This is a genomic window from Streptomyces sp. NPDC016851, assembly GCF_055562795.1.
Genome location: NZ_JBVHEP010000031.1, coordinates 1 through 16232, shown reverse-complemented (window position 1 = coordinate 16232; position 16232 = coordinate 1). Strand labels below are relative to the sequence as shown.

21 protein-coding genes are annotated in these 16232 nt (G+C 71.7%); 13 read left to right on the top strand and 8 right to left on the bottom strand.

Annotation, left to right across the window (positions count from 1 at the left end):
* Window positions 1-87: 87 nt before the first annotated feature.
* From ACZ3I3_RS35655 to ACZ3I3_RS35610, 10 genes are read left to right on the top strand one after another with little or no spacing between them, the layout of a single operon-like run.
* The gene (locus ACZ3I3_RS35655; protein WP_467371942.1) at window positions 88-465 is read left to right on the top strand and encodes a gas vesicle protein GvpO; all 378 of its coding nucleotides are present in this window, start codon (window positions 88-90) and stop codon (window positions 463-465) included.
* Between the two features lie 43 nt (window positions 466-508).
* On the top strand, window positions 509-943 hold the full coding sequence (locus ACZ3I3_RS35650) for a gas vesicle structural protein GvpA (protein WP_010038714.1): 435 nt from the start codon (window positions 509-511) through the stop codon (window positions 941-943).
* Window positions 940-1713, top strand: a complete 774-nt coding sequence (locus tag ACZ3I3_RS35645) for a GvpL/GvpF family gas vesicle protein (RefSeq protein ID WP_467371940.1) — start codon at window positions 940-942, stop codon at window positions 1711-1713. Before ACZ3I3_RS35650 ends, ACZ3I3_RS35645 begins: the two co-directional genes overlap by 4 nt.
* 4 nt (window positions 1714-1717) lie before the next feature.
* Complete coding sequence (locus ACZ3I3_RS35640; protein WP_467371938.1) at window positions 1718-1981, top strand: gas vesicle protein GvpG; 264 nt, start codon at window positions 1718-1720, stop codon at window positions 1979-1981.
* The gene (locus tag ACZ3I3_RS35635; RefSeq protein WP_467371936.1) at window positions 1978-2610 is read left to right on the top strand and encodes a DNA primase; all 633 of its coding nucleotides are present in this window, start codon (window positions 1978-1980) and stop codon (window positions 2608-2610) included. Before ACZ3I3_RS35640 ends, ACZ3I3_RS35635 begins: the two co-directional genes overlap by 4 nt.
* On the top strand, window positions 2607-3689 hold the full coding sequence (locus ACZ3I3_RS35630) for an SRPBCC family protein (protein WP_467371934.1): 1083 nt from the start codon (window positions 2607-2609) through the stop codon (window positions 3687-3689). Before ACZ3I3_RS35635 ends, ACZ3I3_RS35630 begins: the two co-directional genes overlap by 4 nt.
* On the top strand, window positions 3686-4024 hold the full coding sequence (locus ACZ3I3_RS35625) for a gas vesicle protein (protein ID WP_086560744.1): 339 nt from the start codon (window positions 3686-3688) through the stop codon (window positions 4022-4024). The genes ACZ3I3_RS35630 and ACZ3I3_RS35625 overlap by 4 nt, the downstream gene beginning before the upstream one ends.
* The gene (locus ACZ3I3_RS35620; RefSeq protein WP_467371932.1) at window positions 4021-4776 is read left to right on the top strand and encodes a GvpL/GvpF family gas vesicle protein; all 756 of its coding nucleotides are present in this window, start codon (window positions 4021-4023) and stop codon (window positions 4774-4776) included. The genes ACZ3I3_RS35625 and ACZ3I3_RS35620 overlap by 4 nt, the downstream gene beginning before the upstream one ends.
* A gap of 16 nt (window positions 4777-4792) precedes the next feature.
* Window positions 4793-4981, top strand: coding sequence for a gas vesicle protein (locus tag ACZ3I3_RS35615; protein ID WP_003994122.1), 189 nt, complete (start codon window positions 4793-4795; stop codon window positions 4979-4981).
* Window positions 4978-5298, top strand: a complete 321-nt coding sequence (locus tag ACZ3I3_RS35610) for a gas vesicle protein K (RefSeq protein WP_356925355.1) — start codon at window positions 4978-4980, stop codon at window positions 5296-5298. The genes ACZ3I3_RS35615 and ACZ3I3_RS35610 overlap by 4 nt, the downstream gene beginning before the upstream one ends.
* 1 nt (window position 5299) lies before the next feature.
* Here the strand turns inward: ACZ3I3_RS35610 and ACZ3I3_RS35605 are convergent, their stop codons facing one another.
* The 3 genes from ACZ3I3_RS35605 to ACZ3I3_RS35595 form a co-directional block, all read right to left on the bottom strand.
* Window positions 5300-5470 (bottom strand): hypothetical protein, encoded by a 171-nt coding sequence (locus ACZ3I3_RS35605; RefSeq protein WP_020270859.1) that lies wholly within the window; start codon window positions 5468-5470, stop codon window positions 5300-5302.
* A gap of 42 nt (window positions 5471-5512) precedes the next feature.
* The gene (locus tag ACZ3I3_RS35600; protein ID WP_467371929.1) at window positions 5513-6334 is read right to left on the bottom strand and encodes a class I SAM-dependent methyltransferase; all 822 of its coding nucleotides are present in this window, start codon (window positions 6332-6334) and stop codon (window positions 5513-5515) included.
* 99 nt (window positions 6335-6433) lie between these two features.
* Window positions 6434-7783, bottom strand: a complete 1350-nt coding sequence (locus ACZ3I3_RS35595; protein WP_467371927.1) for a diacylglycerol/lipid kinase family protein — start codon at window positions 7781-7783, stop codon at window positions 6434-6436.
* 92 nt (window positions 7784-7875) lie between these two features.
* Between ACZ3I3_RS35595 and ACZ3I3_RS35590 the strand changes: the two genes are divergently transcribed.
* Window positions 7876-8418, top strand: coding sequence for an MOSC domain-containing protein (locus ACZ3I3_RS35590; RefSeq protein ID WP_467371925.1), 543 nt, complete (start codon window positions 7876-7878; stop codon window positions 8416-8418).
* A 92-nt stretch (window positions 8419-8510) separates the two neighbouring features.
* Complete coding sequence (locus tag ACZ3I3_RS35585; RefSeq protein WP_467371923.1) at window positions 8511-10130, top strand: ABC-F family ATP-binding cassette domain-containing protein; 1620 nt, start codon at window positions 8511-8513, stop codon at window positions 10128-10130.
* A gap of 46 nt (window positions 10131-10176) precedes the next feature.
* On the opposite strand, the gene ACZ3I3_RS35580 is transcribed toward ACZ3I3_RS35585, so the two are convergent.
* Complete coding sequence (locus tag ACZ3I3_RS35580; RefSeq protein ID WP_467371921.1) at window positions 10177-11277, bottom strand: baeRF2 domain-containing protein; 1101 nt, start codon at window positions 11275-11277, stop codon at window positions 10177-10179.
* 65 nt (window positions 11278-11342) lie between these two features.
* Here ACZ3I3_RS35580 and ACZ3I3_RS35575 point away from each other — a divergent pair, with 65 nt between their 5' ends.
* Window positions 11343-11630: a DUF6158 family protein gene (locus ACZ3I3_RS35575; protein WP_010038687.1), complete on the top strand. Its 288-nt coding sequence runs from the start codon at window positions 11343-11345 to the stop codon at window positions 11628-11630.
* A gap of 685 nt (window positions 11631-12315) precedes the next feature.
* Here the strand turns inward: ACZ3I3_RS35575 and ACZ3I3_RS35570 are convergent.
* From ACZ3I3_RS35570 to ACZ3I3_RS35555, 4 genes are read right to left on the bottom strand one after another with little or no spacing between them, the layout of a single operon-like run.
* The gene (locus ACZ3I3_RS35570; protein ID WP_467371919.1) at window positions 12316-14418 is read right to left on the bottom strand and encodes a catalase; all 2103 of its coding nucleotides are present in this window, start codon (window positions 14416-14418) and stop codon (window positions 12316-12318) included.
* Window positions 14418-14960, bottom strand: coding sequence for a type 1 glutamine amidotransferase domain-containing protein (locus tag ACZ3I3_RS35565; protein ID WP_467371917.1), 543 nt, complete (start codon window positions 14958-14960; stop codon window positions 14418-14420). The genes ACZ3I3_RS35570 and ACZ3I3_RS35565 overlap by 1 nt, the downstream gene beginning before the upstream one ends.
* 5 nt (window positions 14961-14965) lie before the next feature.
* Window positions 14966-15640: a diguanylate cyclase gene (locus ACZ3I3_RS35560; RefSeq protein ID WP_467371915.1), complete on the bottom strand. Its 675-nt coding sequence runs from the start codon at window positions 15638-15640 to the stop codon at window positions 14966-14968.
* Window positions 15637-16068 (bottom strand): CBS domain-containing protein, encoded by a 432-nt coding sequence (locus tag ACZ3I3_RS35555; protein ID WP_467371913.1) that lies wholly within the window; start codon window positions 16066-16068, stop codon window positions 15637-15639. The genes ACZ3I3_RS35560 and ACZ3I3_RS35555 overlap by 4 nt, the downstream gene beginning before the upstream one ends.
* Between the last annotated feature and the right edge of the window lie 164 nt (window positions 16069-16232).

Here is a 16232-nt window from a genome sequence, read left to right as displayed (position 1 = left end):
GCCCGCCGCCCCCCGGCGGGTGGCAGATGCATGCGTCCGTAGAGGTTTGGCGAACACGCTTGCGGCCACACGGAGGGGGAGGTGGCCATGTCGAACACAAAAAACACGCAAGAGTCACAGGGTTCACAGAACTCCCAGAACTCCCAGAGCTCTCAGAATTCCCGCAAACCGAGTGACAACGCGGCCGACGACCGGCCGAGCCCCATGGAGGTGCTGCGCCAGGCGCGCGGCCAGCTCGCGGAGCTCACCGGCATGACCGCCGAGTCCGTGTCGTCCTTCGAGCAGACCGAGCAGGGCTGGGCGCTGGAGGTCGAGGTCCTCGAACTCGAGCGCGTGCCCGACACGATGAGCCTGATGGCGAGCTACCAGGTGGAGCTCGACGCCCAGGGACAGCTCACGGGGTACCGCCGCGTCCGCCGCTACGAGCGGGGGCGGTCCGACCCGCGAAGGACCGGCGGTCGCTAGGCCGCCCGGGACCCGCACCCACAGACAAGGAGGGACATCCGGCATGACAGTCGTACCGGCACAGCAGACCGGCGGCGGAGGCGGCAGCAGCGGTCTCTACGACGTGCTTGAACTTGTTCTGGACAGGGGGCTCGTCATCGACGCATTCGTGCGAGTCTCCCTGGTCGGCATCGAGATCCTCAAGATCGACGTTCGCGTCGTCGTCGCCAGCGTCGACACCTATCTGCGCTTCGCCGAGGCGTGCAACCGGCTCGACCTGGAGGCCGGGCCGCGCAAGGACCCGGGCCTGCCCGACCTGGTCGGGGAGATGACCGAGTCCGGCGCGCGCGGCAAGTCCAAGGGGGCGCTGTCCGGCGCCGCCGAAACCATCTCCGACGCCTTCAAGCAGGCGCGTTCCGAAGGCTCCGAGCAGGAGACCGAGTCCCGCCCGCGAGCCCGTAAGAGCACGTCCGCCCGCCGGAAGGAGGAGCAGGAGTGAGCACCTACGTCTACGGCATCGCGGCGAGCTCGCACCCGGGGCTCCCCGAGGGCATGGGCGGTGTCGGCGACCCGCCCCGCCCGGTGCGCATCCTGCGCGAGGGCGACCTGGCGGCCGTCGTCAGCGAGGCGCCCGAAGGGCTGCGGCCCAAGCGCAAGGACCTGCTCGCCCACCAGAACGTGCTCAGCGAGGCGGGCGCGGCCGGCTGTGTGCTGCCCATGCGGTTCGGCAGCGTCGCCCCGGACGACAACTCGATCACCGCGGTCCTCGCCGAGCGCGCCGAGCACTACAAAGAGCGGCTGCAGGCCCTCGACGGCCGGGTCGAGTACAACGTCAAGGCCAACCACGTCGAAGAGGCCGTACTGCACCAGGTGATGGCCGAGAACCCGGAGATCCGCGGTCTCGCCGAGGCCAACCGCCAGGCCGGCGGCGGCAGTTACGACGACAAGATCCGGCTCGGCGAGATGGTCGCGGCCGCCGTCAAGGCCCGGGAGGCCGAGGACGCCGCCGCACTCCAGCGCGCGCTGGAACCGGCCGGCGAGGCCGTGAGCGTGGGCCCCGAGTCCACCGGCTGGCTGGCCAACGTGTCGTTCCTGGTGGACCGGAAGTCGGCCGACGGCTTCCTGGCGGCCGTGGAAGAGGCCCGCAAGGATCTGCCGCACCTGGAGGTGCGGGTCAACGGGCCGCTGCCGCCGTACAGCTTCGTCGAGCCCGGCCCGGCCGAACCGGCGGACGCCATGGCGAGCGGCACGGACACCGGAGCGGGGTGACGACGTGGGCCTGATCTCGGAGGTACTGCTGCTGCCGTTCGCACCCGTGCGCGGCAGCGCCTGGGCCATCAGACAGGTGGTCCAGGAGGCCGAGCGGATCTACTACGACCCCGCCACCATCCGGGCCGAACTGGCCCGGCTGGAGGAGCAGCTGGAGGCCGGTGAGATCACGGAGGAGGAGTTCGACCACCTCGAGGACGAACTCCTCGACCGGTTGGAGATCGCTTCGCGCGGGAGCGCGGGAACGGGCAACGGGACAACACAATGAACCGAGTGGGACTGGGTCTCGCCGTGGGGGCCGGATACCTCCTGGGACGGACCAAGAAACTCAAGATGGCGGTGGCCGTCGGCGGCCTGGTGGCCGGGAAGAAGATGAACCTGAGCCCGCGCATGGTCGCGGACCTGGTCCAGCAGCAACTGCGGAACAACCCGCAGTTCAAGGAGATCGGCGACCAGCTCCGGCAGGACCTGCGCGGCGTCGGCAAGGCGGCCTCCGGTGCCATGGTCGAGCGTCAGCTCGACGCCGTCGCCGACCGGCTGCACGGCCGGACGGCCCAGGTGCGCGACCAGTTGTCGGGTGTCGTGCCCGGCGGCGACGCCGATGCCGAAGACGCCGAGGACGAGGAGCCCGAGGACTCCGGGCCGGACGAGGACGAGGAGCCCGGGCCGGCCCCGAAGGAGGCGGCGAAGAAGGCCTCGGCCAAGAATGCGCCCGCGAAGAAGGCGGCGAAGAAGGCCACCGGCAAGAACGCCCCCGCGAGGAAGGCCCCCGCCAAGAAGTCGGCGGGCCGGAACGCGGCGGCGAAGAAGACCACGGCCGCGAAGAAGGCGACCTCCGCCGGGAACAGGGGCGGCAGCTCCCGGGCCCGGCTGCCGAAGGGAGGCGGTGAGGGATGACCGACGCGCTCGGATCTGCGACCTCCGCCGCAAACGGAGCGACGAAGAACCCGCTCACCGACGTGGCCCACAGCGAGGCCGCCGACCGGCTGAAGGCCGAGTTGCAGGAGTACGTCGCCGCGCAGGCCACCCGCATGCTGACCGGCGTGGGCCGCAAGCTCGGTGAGACCACCAACAGACTGAACGACATCGCCGAGGGCAACAGTCCCGGCTTCGCCAAGCTCGCCCTCGACGGAGGCCGCAAGCTCGCCGAGGGCAAGGGCCCGCTGCGCGCCGCCCTGGAGACCGGCGGGTCGAGCCTCAAGGACAAGGTCACAGGCGCCTTCAAGAGCCTGGGCGGCGGCAAGGGCAAACGCAAGCGCTCGGCGGGCAAGAAGCCCACCGTCATCATCGAGCACATCGATGTCGGCGTGCCGCTGCGCACGGCGTACGACCAGTGGACCCAGTACCAGGACTTCAGCACCTTCGCGAAAGGTGTCAAGGCGGCGAACAAGGCCGACGACACACACTCCGACTGGCAGTTGAAGGTCTTCTGGTCCAACCGGAGCTGGAAGGCGCAGACGACGGAGCAGGTGCCCGACGACCGCATCGCCTGGACGTCGGAAGGTGCCAAGGGCACGACGAAGGGCGTGGTCTCCTTCCACCGCCTCGCCGACAACCTCACCCGGGTCCTGCTGGTCATCGAGTACTACCCCACGGGCCTGTTCGAGAAGACCGGCAACATCTGGCGCGCCCAGGGCCGCCGTGCCCGGCTCGACCTGAAGAACTATGTCCGCTTCATCACGATCAAGGGTGAGGCCGAGGACAGCTGGCGCGGCGAGATCCGCGACGGCGAGGTCGTCCGCAGTCACGAGGACGCGCTTGCCGAGGAGGAGTCCGAGGAGGCCGAGGACCAGTACGACGAGGAGGAGCCGGAGGAGGAAGGCGAGGAGGAGCCTGAGGGCGAGTACGAGGACGAAGCCGAGGGCGAGTACGACGACGAGGAGGAGCCCGAGGAAGAGGCCGAAGAGCCTGAAGGGGCGTACGAGGAGGACGAGGCCGACGAGGACGAGTACGCCGAAGGCGGGAGCCGCCGATGACAACGCCCAGCAGGATGCCCGAACCCTACGGCCACGGAAGCGGCGCCAACCTCGCCGACATCCTGGAACGGGTGCTCGACAAGGGCATCGTCATCGCGGGCGACATCCGCATCAACCTGCTCGACATCGAACTCCTCACCATCAAGCTGCGTTTGATCGTCGCCTCCGTGGACAAGGCGAAGGAGATGGGCATCGACTGGTGGGAGACCGACCCGGCACTGAGCTCGCGGGCCCGCCGTGATGAACTGACCCGTGAGAACGCCGAGTTGCGCGAGAGGCTGGCCCGGCTGGAGGAACTGGAGCCCGGCCGTGCGCAGAAGAAGGAGGCACCGTGACCGGACTGCGGTACGTCTACGCCGTCTGCCGCCCCTTCGGTACGCCGCTCCAGTCCCAGCTGTCGGGTGTGGCGGGTGATCCGCCCAGAGCGCTCACCCACCACGGCCTCGTGGCCGTGGTGAGCCATGTACCGGAGCGGGACTTCGCGGAGGAACCGCTCCACGCCCATCTGGAGGACCTGGACTGGCTCACCGCGACCGCCCGCGCCCACCAGGGCGTGATCGACGCGCTCACCACCGTCACGACCCCGCTGCCGCTGCGCCTGGGCACCGTCTTCCGCGACGACAGCGGCGTGCGGACCATGATCGAGGCCCGCGAAGAGGATTTCCGGCGCACCCTCGACCGGCTGGAGGGCCGGGTCGAGTGGGGCGTGAAGGTGTACGCCGAGTCCGAGCCGCAGGAGAGCGCCCAGCCCGCGCAGAAAGCCACGTCGGGCCGCGACTACCTGCGGCAGCGGCGTATGCAGACCCGGTCGCACGAGGAGATGTGGCAGAAGGCGGAAAGCTTTTCCACCCGACTGCACGAAAAGCTTTCCGAATTCGCGGAGGATTCCCGGCTGCATCCCCCGCAGAATCCCGCGCTTTCCAAGGCGACCGGGCGGAACGTACTGAACGCCGCCTATCTCGTGCCGCGCTCGCATTCCGAGGAATTCGTGGAAATGGTCGACCGGACGAAGGGCGAGCTGCCCGGAATGCGTGTCGAACTCACCGGCCCCTGGGCGGCCTATTCGTTCGCCGGGGAGACCACATGACCGACGGGAAGAAGCCGTGACCGTAGTGGAACGCCGTGAGGTCGCCCTCGTGGACCTGCTCGACCGGCTGCTCGCCGGCGGCGTCGTGATCACGGGGGACATCACGCTGCGCATCGCCGACGTCGACCTCGTCCGTATCGACCTCAACGCGCTCATCAGCTCGGTGAACGCCCAGGTGCCATCCCCGTTCGAGGAGTTGCTGTGACGTCGTCCGACCAGCCCGCGCAGGACCCGCGGCCGCGCCGCAACCGGCTGGACCTGGAACCCGACACTGTCGAGCGTGACCTGGTCAAACTCGTGCTCACGGTGGTGGAGTTGCTGCGCCAGCTCATGGAGCGCCAGGCGCTGCGCCGGTTCGACGTGGGGGATCTGAGCGAGGACCAGGAGGAGCGGATCGGCCTCACGCTGATGCTGCTGGAGGAGCGGATGGCGGAACTGCGCGACCGCTACGGACTGCGGCCCGAGGACCTCAATCTGGACCTCGGGCCGCTCGGACCGCTGCTGCCCCGCGACGGGGGCTAATTCACCACCTGTACCAGCGGCCCCTGCCTCCGGCTGCCGACGTACCACGGACGAAGAATCCCAGCAGCCACAGAACGAGAACCGCGAGCGCGATCCACCAGAGAACCTTCACTGCAAATCCGGCGCCGAACAGAACCAACGCCAGAAGCAGCACCAGCAGGATGGGAACCATAATTCGAACCTCCTGCTTTTAGGGTGTCCCCGAATCCGTGTTTCAGGCGTCCTTTCGACAGAGAATTTCTCCGTGCAGGACACTGAACCAGCCGTCCTCCCTTTGCCCCCACTCCCGCCAGGCGTCGGCCACGGCCCGCAGCTCCGCCTCGCTCGCGTGCCCGCCCTGCCGGGCCCGGTCCGCGTACGCCGACGCCAGCGTCCGGTCGGCCCACAGCCCGCTCCACCAGGTCCGCTCCTCCCGCGTCGCGAACGTCCAGGTGCCGGAGGTCGCCGTGACGTCCGTGAACCCGGCTCGCAGCGCCCACGCCTTCAGCCGGCGCCCGGCGTCCGGCTCGCCGCCGTTGGCCCGGGCGACCCGGCGGTAGAGGTCCAGCCAGTCGTCGAGCCCCTCGGACGCCGGAAACCAGGTCATGGCCTTGTAGTCGGCGTCCCGCACGGCGACCAGGCCGCCGGGCTTCAGCACCCGCCTCATCTCGCGCAGGGCCCCCACCGGATCGCCCACGTGCTGGAGCACCTGGTGGGCGTGCACCACGCAGAACGTGGCGTCCGGGTACTCCAGGGCGTGCACGTCGGCGACCGCGAAGTCGACGTTGGCGAGCCCCCGCCCGGCGGCCGTGGCGCGCGCCTGCTCCAGGATCTCCGGCTCCCGGTCGACGCCGGTGACATGCCCGTCGGGCACGAGCCCGGCCAGGTCGGCGGTGATGGTGCCCGGCCCGCACCCGACGTCCAGGATCTTCATGTCGGGGCGGAGCGACGGCACCAGATAAGCGGCCGAGTTGGCGGCGGTCCGCCAGGTGTGCGAACGGAGCACCGACTCGTGGTGCCCGTGCGTGTAGACGGCGGTCTCCCGTGGTTCCGGCATGGCGGATCCCACCCCTTCGTATCGGGTCGGTATGGGATCACCGTACGCAGTCCGGCCGCATATTGAGACCGCATTCCCGCCATATGGACTGACGCTGTGTCAGTCGGACGGGACCGGCCGGTAGACGGTCAGCGCCTCGGGCAGCTTCTCCAAGGTCACGCGGCCCTCCACCTCGGTGACTTCACCGTCGTAGGCGAGGAGCGTGCCGGGCGCGACGTGATCCAGCTGCAGCCGTCCCACCTGGACGGCGGCGTGGGCGGGGGAGCGGGTCAGTGGTCCCGCGAGGGCGGCGGCGAGCAGCCGGACCGCCGGCCGGCGACCGCCGTGCACGACCCGCACGTCGAGCTGCCCGTCCGCCAGGTCCTTCCGCCGCCCCGGCGCCAGCCCCATGCGGTGATACGTGCCGTTCCCGGCGAACAGCAGCCACAACGGATGCGTACGGCCCCGGACTTCGGCCTCCAGCGGGTGCCGGTCGGCCCGCAGTACGCGCAGGGCCGCGACCACGCCGGCGGGCCAGCCGCCGATCCGGTGCGACCAGCGCTCCCGCTCGCGCACGAGCTCCGGATAGACGCCGACACTGCACGTGTTGAGGAAGACGCCGTGCTCCCCGCCGCAGGAGTACCGGCCCACGTCCACGCGCACGGCGTCGCCCGCACGCAGCGCGCGGGCGAGATCGCGTACGTCCTCGATGCCCAGGTCGTAGGCGAAGTGGTTCAGGGTCCCGCCCGGCAGCACGGCGAGCGGCAGGCGGGTCCTGAGCGCCACACGGGCGGCGGCGTTCACGGTGCCGTCGCCGCCGCACACGCCGAGGACCCGGGCGCGGGTGGCCGCCTCCTCCAACTCGGCGGGCACGTCCGCCGGTTCGCACTCGACGACCTCGGCCCGGGGGAGGGCGTCCCGCAGGGCACGGACCCGCTCGGCGCTCCCCGCGCCGGTGTTCGCCACCAGCACGAGTCCCTCGCCGTCCGGCAGCGCCGGGACCTCGGCGCGGGGCCGGGCCGGCGGGGCGACCTGGCCCCGCGTCGGCACCAAGGCCCGTACGGCGAACGCGGCGCCCACGCCCACGGCGGCGCCCGCCAGGACGTCGCCCGGGACGTGCGGGCCGCTGTCGGCGCGGGCGAGGACGACGGAGGCGGCCACCGGGACGACGACCGTGCCCCAGGCGGGGGACTCCAGGGCGACACCGGTCGCGAAGGCGGCGGCCGATGCGGCGTGCCCGGAGGGGAACGCGGTGGCGGCCGGTCGCCGCTTCACCTGCCACATCGTTGGGACGGTGCCCTTGCCGAGCGCGCCGACGGTGAGGGAGGCGAGGCCGAGCGAGGCCAGGCCGCGGGTCGCCGCGCGGCGGGCGCGGGGGGTGCGGGTCGCCGCGAGGGCGGCGGCGGCAGCGAACCACAGGGTGCCGTGGTTCACGCTGCGGCTCAGACGGGGCGGGACGGCGGGCGTCATGGGGTGCGGGTACCCGGAGGGGGGTGGACACACCGGCCCTCCACGGGCAGGCTCAGGGCTGATCATCATGACCGAAGAGGGGGAACCGAGGAATGAGCGGGCGAGTGACTGCGGTCAGCAGCAACGGGGAGTACTCGTTCACCAAGCCGAACCGGGACAGCATCAGGCTGCTCGCCGGGCTCGGTGTGGAGGGGGACGTCCACGCCGGTGTGACGGTCAAGCACCGGTCGCGCATCGCGCAGGATCCGACCCAGCCGAACCTGCGCCAGGTGCACCTCATGCACGAGGAACTCTTCGAGGAGGTCGGTGAGGAGGGGTTCAAGGTGGCGCCCGGCGAACTCGGCGAGAACATCACCACGCGGGGCATCGATCTGCTCGGTCTGCCGGCCGGCACGCTGCTGCGCATCGGCGACACCGCGGTGCTGGAGGTGACCGGCCTGCGCAATCCCTGCCTGCAGATCGACCTCTTCCAGGACGGGCTGCTGAAGCGGGTCGTGGGGCGCGACGAGGCGGGGAACGTCGTGCGCAAGGCCGGGATCATGAGCGTGGTGCGGGACGGGGGCGTGGTGCGCCCCGGCGACGCGATCGCGGTTGACCTTCCCGCGGGGCCGCACCGGCCTCTGGAGCAAGTCTGACCGTCTGGCCGTCGTGACCCGGGACGGGTGGGTGCGCAGCCCCGCGGAAATGGGTTTGCCCGGGGCGGCGTCCGCCGCACAGAATCGCACGCATGGGTCACCTCGAAGCAGCGCATCTGGAGTACTACCTGCCCGACGGAAGGGCGCTGCTGGGTGACGTCTCGTTCCGGGTGGGGGAGGGGGCCGTCGTCGCCCTCGTGGGGCCCAACGGGGCCGGGAAGACGACCCTGCTCCGCATGCTCGCCGGTGAGCTCAAGCCGCACGGCGGCACCGTCACCGTGAGCGGCGGACTCGGTGTGATGCGGCAGTTCGTCGGCTCCGTACGCGACGAGAGCACCGTACGGGACCTGCTCGTGTCCGTCGCCACCCCCCGCATCCGCGAGGCGGCCCACGCCGTGGACACCGCCGAGCACGCCCTCATGACCGTCGACGACGAGGCCGCCCAGCTGGCATACGCCCAGGCCCTCGCCGACTGGGCCGAGGCCCGCGGCTACGAGGCCGAGACGCTGTGGGACATGTGCACCACGGCCGCGCTCGGCATCCCCTACGAGAAGGCACAGTGGCGCCAGGTCCGCACCCTCTCCGGCGGCGAGCAGAAACGGCTCGTCCTGGAGGCCCTCCTGCGCGGCACCGACGAGGTGCTCCTCCTCGACGAGCCCGACAACTACCTCGACGTCCCCGGCAAGCGCTGGCTGGAGCAGCGGCTCGCCGAGACCCGCAAGACCGTCCTCTTCGTCTCCCACGACCGCGAACTGCTCGCCCGCGCCGCCGAGCGGATCATCTCCCTGGAACCCGGCCCCGCGGGCGCCGACGCCTGGGTGCACGGCGGTGGTTTCGGTACGTATCACGAGGCCCGCCGGCAGCGGTTCGAGCGCTTCGAGGAACTGCGCAGGCGCTGGGACGAGAAGCACGCCCAGCTGAAGAAGCTGGTGCTGACGCTCCGTCAAGCCGCCGCCATCAGCCATGAGATGGCCTCTCGCTACGCCGCCGCCCAGACCCGGCTGCGCAAGTTCGAGGAGGCCGGCCCGCCGCCCGAGCCGCCCCGCGAACAGGACATCAGGATGCGGCTCAAGGGCGGCCGCACCGGCGTCCGGGCCGTCACCTGCGAAGGACTCGAACTCACCGGCCTGATGAAGCCCTTCGACCTGGAGGTCTTCTACGGCGAACGCGTCGCCGTCCTCGGCTCCAACGGCTCCGGCAAGTCCCACTTCCTGCGCCTGCTCGCCGGCGGCGACGTGGCGCACACGGGCCACTGGAAACTGGGAGCCCGGGTCGTCCCCGGGCACTTCGCGCAGACGCACGCGCACCCGGAGCTGGAGGGCCGCACACTGCTCGACATCCTGTGGACGGAACACGCACAGGACCGCGGCGCCGCGATGTCCCGGCTGCGCCGCTACGAGCTGACGAACCAGGCCGAGCAGACGTTCGACCGCCTGTCCGGCGGTCAGCAGGCCCGCTTCCAGATCCTCCTGCTGGAGCTCCAGGGCGTGACGGCGCTGCTGCTCGACGAGCCGACCGACAACCTGGACCTGGAGTCCGCGGAGGCACTCCAGGAGGGTCTGGAGGCCTTCGAGGGCACGGTCCTCGCGGTCACGCACGACCGCTGGTTCGCCCGCTCCTTCGACCGCTACCTGGTCTTCGGCAGCGACGGCCGGGTCCGGGAGACCCCGGACCCGGTCTGGGACGAACGCAGGGTGGAACGGGCCCGCTAGGGGCCGGCCCGTAGGGGGCCGGCCCGTGTGGGGCCCTGCTCCCCGCTCACTTCCAGCGGAGCAGCGCCCCGAGACCGCCCGTCGGGACCTCGCGCTCCGCAACGGCCAGTGCCGCCGCGTCCGTCGCCACGGCCGACCGGATCAGCGCGTCGTCCGCCCGGGCCGGCCAGGAGTGCTGCTCGCCGAGGATCTTCAGGTCCGTACGCCGCACCGCGACCTGGTCCGGGTCCTCGCCGATCCACACCTCGCGGTGCGCGTCCGGGCCGTCCGGCCTGATCAGCAGCTCGTCGATGCGGCGCTCGCGCGCCGCCTCGATCAGCGCGGGCACGCCCTCCACGGCTCCGGCACGGCCCTCGTCGTCCGGGTTCCGGGCGGCCAGGAACCGCTCCAGCTCCGCCTCGGCCCGCCGCGCCACGTGCTCGGCGCGGGCCCGCTCCACGTCGTCGTCGAGGAGCCGGCTGCCGGTGCCGTGCGGCGCCTCGACGACGAGGTCGTGCAGCCGCTTGGGCAGCCGCTCGTGCACGGACCGCCGCTCACGGTCGTCGCCGACGAGAATCAGCAGGTCGGCGCGGGTCTCCTCCTGGCACACGGCGAGCGCGTCGGCGATCTCCGCGGCGTTGTGCTCCCAGGTGTTCTCCACCCGCAGCTGGAAATGCCGCTCGGACCAGTCCACGGAGCTCGTCCGGTGCACCGGCCACTGACGCCCGGTGACGCTTCCCGCGTCCTCACGGCCCAGTGCGCTGCGCAGCTCGAAGTCCGCGCCCTTGCGGTCGACGTACGCCACCACGCACACCGGGTCCTCGCCGGCCAGCTCCAGCAGCGGCGTCACCCGCGGCAGCGGGGCCCATTCGGCCCAGTCGCCGCCCTGCGGAGGACGGGCCAGCGGCGGGTCGAGGACCACCTCGCCGGCACGGGCGAACAGGGCCCGGCCATGCGGTTCCGAAGAGTGCCGCAGGTCCTCGATCGCGCTCTGCACGGCCCGGCAGGTCGCCTCGTCCGCGCCCTGGTCGGCCAGCTGCCTGGCCATCGCCTGGGCCGTGAGCTGCCGCTCGTGGGGGGTGGCCTCCGTATGCCGGGAGGTGTCGACGTACACCGAGGCCCAAGGCCCGGGGTGTTCGTACAGTGGGTGCAGAAAGGCGAGATCCATGGCTCCCTCCCGGATGCCGCTCGGGGGTAGTGCTCAGTTGCTCCCCGGGCGGGTACCCGGACCACATGAACGAACACGACGAGCGGGGCAACACCATGACCGGAGTGGACCCTGACCGGCTGGACGACCAGCAGCTCATGAAGGAGCTGGAGACCATCCACCGCACGCGCCACGACACGCTGCTCTACGGCTCGAACGACGCGCTGCGGGCCCACAACGAGCGCATGGCGCAGCTGGAGGGCGAGTTCCTGCGCCGCAACCCACGCCGCCCGGTGGCTGCGGGCCGCACCCGCGAAGGCGCCCGGGAACGGGGAAGCGGGGAGTCGACGACGCCCACGACCCCCGGCACGTGACCCTGCCGGACCAGCACGGAAGCGACGCGCCCCGGCGGGCAGCGGCAGAACGCGCCCCGGGTCGGCACCGGCATCTCGTGCCCCGGGTCGGCACCCGGCACCTCGCGCCCCGGCCGGCAGCGGCACAACGCGACTCGGTCGGCAGCGGCACCTCGCGCCCCCGACCCGCACCGGCGCAGCCCGACCTGGCGCACACCGCACAAGGGGACCCCGGACCCGTCGGCGCTTCGCGCTCGAGTCGGCACCGCCCGTCACGACCGGGTTCGCATCGGCATGAGGGAAGCTGCTCCGCGCGCCGCCACCCGGTCCGCACCACCACTCAAAAACGAGCCCCGGCCCCGCTGGCGCTTCGTGCCCGGGTCGGCACCGCCCGTCACGACCGGGTTCGCGTCGCCATGAGGCGAGCTGCCCCGCACCGGCGTGACCTGGCCCGCACCGCACAGCGCGCGACCCCGCCCGCACCGGCGCATCGCGAACGGGCCGGCATCGGCACAACCCGAGCCCGCCACCCAACCGGCACAACCCGAACCGCCTTCCCAACCGGCACAACCGAGCCCGCCCCCCCAACCGGCACAACCCGAGCCGCCTCCCCACCCGCCACACCACGAGACGCCCCCCTCGCAGCACAAAGCGAGCCGGGCCGCGCCCCCACAAGCGCGGCCCGGCCCTGCCCCCGGCCCCGGGCTCAGTGCCGCACCGGCGCACGTCCCCAGTGGCGGTGTGCCGCGATCGCGGCGCAGAGCGCGTTCAGGAACTCCTCGCTCGCCGGGCCCGGGGACGTGTCCGTCACCACGCCCTGGTCCGTGACCACGCGGTGGAACTCCGTCGACAGCCGCAGGCCCTCGGGCTCCAGGGCCGACAGGACGCCCACGCCCGAGCCGAGTGCGCCCACCGGCTTGCCGTGCCGGTAGGCGTCCCGCACGAACCGCACCGCGTCCGGATCGGCCGCCGTCGGCGGGGTGCCGACGGGCCCGCCGGGCAGCAGCACGGCGTCGTACAGCACGGACGCCACGGTCGGCAGCGCACGGTCGACGGCGTAGGTCTCGCCGTCGGACCCGGTGATCGTCCCGTCCGTCGGGGCCAGCGCCTCGACGATCGCCCCCTCGGCGGCCAGCCGCTCCCGCACGGAGGTGATCTGCTCGGCGTCCACGCCGTCGGTGACCAGTACCGCGATCTGCCGGGTCCGGATCGAACCGTCCCCGCGCAGCGACTCCAGGCTGAGCGCGGGGGAGGCAGACTTGGACGCGGCCTCCGCAGTGGACGGCTCCGGCACCCCGACACCCCGTGCCACCTGCACCGCCAGGTCCCCGTCGACCTTGGCCAGGTGCTCGACCGTACGTGCCCGCACGGTCATCGCGCCCACCTTGCCGAGCTCGAAGCGGAACGCCTCGACGATGTGCTGCTTCTCCCAGTCCGCCATGCTGTTCCAGAACAGCGCGGGCTGGCTGTGGTGGTCCTGGAAGCTGGGACTGCGGCGCCGGATCTTGTGGCCGTCCACCCGTTCGGCGTAATGCGTGTACGCACTTCCCCCGGCGCCCGCGTGGGCCGGGCAGCCCCCGCCGAGCGAGTTCGGGAAGTAGTTCGTGCCGGAGTGGATCGCGCTCTGGTGATAGCCGTCGCGCTGGTTGTTGCGCACCGGCGCGACCGGCCGGTTCACCGGCAGCTGCGAGAAGTTGGGCCCGCCGAGCCGGATCAGCTGGGTGTCCAGGTAGGAGAAGTTCCGCGCCTGGAGCAGCGGGTCGTTGGTGAAGTCGATGCCGGGGACGACGTTCGCCGTGTGGAAGGCGACCTGCTCGGTCTCCGCGAAGAAGTTCTCCGGGTTGCGGTCCAGCACCATCCGGCCGATCGGCCGCACCGGCACCTGCTCCTCCGGAATGATCTTCGTCGGGTCGAGCAGATCGAAGTCGAACGCGAACTCGTCCTCCTCCGGCACGAGTTGCACGCCCAGTTCCCACTCGGGGTACTCGCCCGCCTCGATCGCGTCCCACAGGTCACGCCGGTTGAAGTCCGGGTCGCGGCCCTGGCACTCCTGCGCCTCGTCCCACACCAGCGAGTGCACGCCGAGCCGCGGCTTCCAGTGGAACTTCACGAACGTGCCCTTGCCGTCCGCGTTGACGAACCGGAAGGTGTGCACGCCGAAGCCCTGCATCATGCGGTAGCTGCGCGGGATCGCCCGGTCCGACATCAGCCACATGATCGCGTGCAGCGTCTCGGGCTGGAGCGACACGAAGTCCCACAGGGTGTCGTGCGCGGACGCGCCCGTCGGGATGTCGTTGTGCGGCTCGGGCTTCACCGCGTGCACGAAGTCGGGGAACTTGACGCCGTCCTGGATGAAGAAGACGGGGAAGTTGTTCCCGACCAGGTCGTAGTTGCCCTCGGACGTGTAGAACTTGGTCGCGAAGCCGCGCACGTCCCGCACGGTGTCCGCCGAGCCCTTGGGGCCCTGCACGGTCGAGAACCGTACGAACACGGGCGTGCGCACGGCCGGGTCCTGGAGGAACGCCGCACGGGTGAACTCCGCGCAGGACTCGTACGGTTCGAAGTAGCCGTACGCCCCCGCGCCCCGCGCGTGCACCACCCGCTCCGGGATCCGCTCGTGGTCGAAGCGGGTGAGCTTCTCCCGGAAGTGGAAGTCCTCCATCAGCGTGGGACCGCGCTCGCCCGCGGCCAGGGAGTCGTCGGTGTGGTCGACCTCGACTCCCTGGTCGGTGGTGAGCGGCCCGCCGGCCGGATCGTCCGCCTTGAAGGCCTCGCGCTGTTCCTGTTTCCGGTCGGCGGGCGAGGCCATCAGGCGGCCTCCTCGGCGAAGACGTCGAGGAAGGTCTCGCAGAACGCCTTCAGGTCGTCCGGCTTACGGCTGGTGACCAGCTTGTTGGCGCCGTGGTCACAGACCTGCACCTGCTCGTCGACCCAGGTGCCGCCCGCGTTGCGGATGTCGGTCCGCAGGCTCGGCCACGAGGTCAGCACCCGGCCGCGTACGACGTCCGCCTCGACCAGGGTCCACGGCGCGTGGCAGATCGCGGCCACGGGCCGGCCCTGCTCGAAGAAGTCCCGGACGAACGCGACGGCCTTGTCGTCCATCCGCAGGAAGTCCGGGTTGGCCACGCCGCCCGGCAGCACCAGAGCGCCGAACGAGCCCGGCGCGGCCTCGCCCACGACCTCGTCCACGGGGAAGGTGTCCGCCTTGTCGAGGTGGTTGAACGCCTGGATCTCCCCCTGCTTCGTCGACACCAGCACGGGCTCGTGACCGGCGTCCTTCGCGGCCTGCCACGGATCGGTCAGCTCGACCTGCTCGACGCCCTCGGGTGCCACCAGAAATGCGATACGCATGATGCTCAACGTCCTTTCCCGGAGCGGGCGGCGCTCCAGCGCGCCGCGTCGCTCCTCGCCTGCTTCTCCTTCTTGCGGTTCCCGCGGCCCGTACGCACGCACCGCAGCAACTCCTCGCCGTACGGCAGCAGCACACAGGTGCCGATCGCCGCGGCGATGCCCGCCAGATAGCCGCGCGACAGCGGCCGCCGGCGCGGCACCAGACGCCACGCGTCGGGATCCCCGCGGCCGCCTCGCAGCAGCGACTTCACCTGGTCGGCGTGCAGGCACATCAGGGAGGCCAGCGCCGCGAACGGCAGCGACTCCAGAAAGCTGTGGATGTGCTGCTCCATGGGCTTGACCTCCCGCTCGCTGTCGACGGCCGTACGGACGTCCCACAGCGCCGTCGCCTCGTGCACCGCGGCCCCGCCCAGCTGCACGCTCAGCAGCAGCGGGTTGACCTCGTAGCGCAGCGTCAGCGCGATCGGGATGCCGACCTCGGCCATCATCAGCGAGTGGATCAACGACTCCTTGGTGCCCGCGGTCTCCTCGATGCGGGTCCGCCGGTGCATCGCCCAGTCGGCCACCCCGGGCACGAACCAGCTGGGCAGCAGCCCGTACAGCAGGTAGCGGGTCGTGGCGTCACCGACGTCCACGGTGACGCCACTGGCACTGATCTCCTTCGCCTGGTCGGTACTCACACACCACCCCGGGCGTCCGGTTCGGCGCGGCTGATGTCGGCGAGCGCCGAGGCGGGATCCTCGGCCTCGGCCAGGTCACCGAGGCTCACCATCCCGACCGGCAGCCCGTTCTCCACCACCGGCAGGCGGCGCACCGCGTGCTCGCGCATCAGCGCGGCCGCGGTCGCCACCCGCTCGTCCGGCGTCACCGTCACCGGATCCGGTGTGCACACCGACTGCGCGCTCACCGTCATCGGGTCGGCCCCGTCGGCCACCGCCCGTACCGTGATGTCACGGTCGGTGAGCACGCCGACCACGTCCTGCCCGTCGGCCACCACCACGTCACCGATGTTCTGGGTGCGCATCAACTGCGCCGCCTCGACGAGCGAGGCGTCCGGGCGTACGGCGACCACACCCGGGGTCATCACGTCCTTCACCAACTCGGCCATCACTTCGGGCCCTCCCTCTGTTCCCCCTTCGGCGGGGGGGGGGGGGGGGGGGCCCCCCCCCCCCCCCCCCCCCCCGGGCCCCGCCACCCCCGGGGCGGGAGCCCCGGCGCCGCGGCCGGGCGGGGGCCCCGGCCGGGGCAAACGCGGGCGCCCCCGGGGCGGCC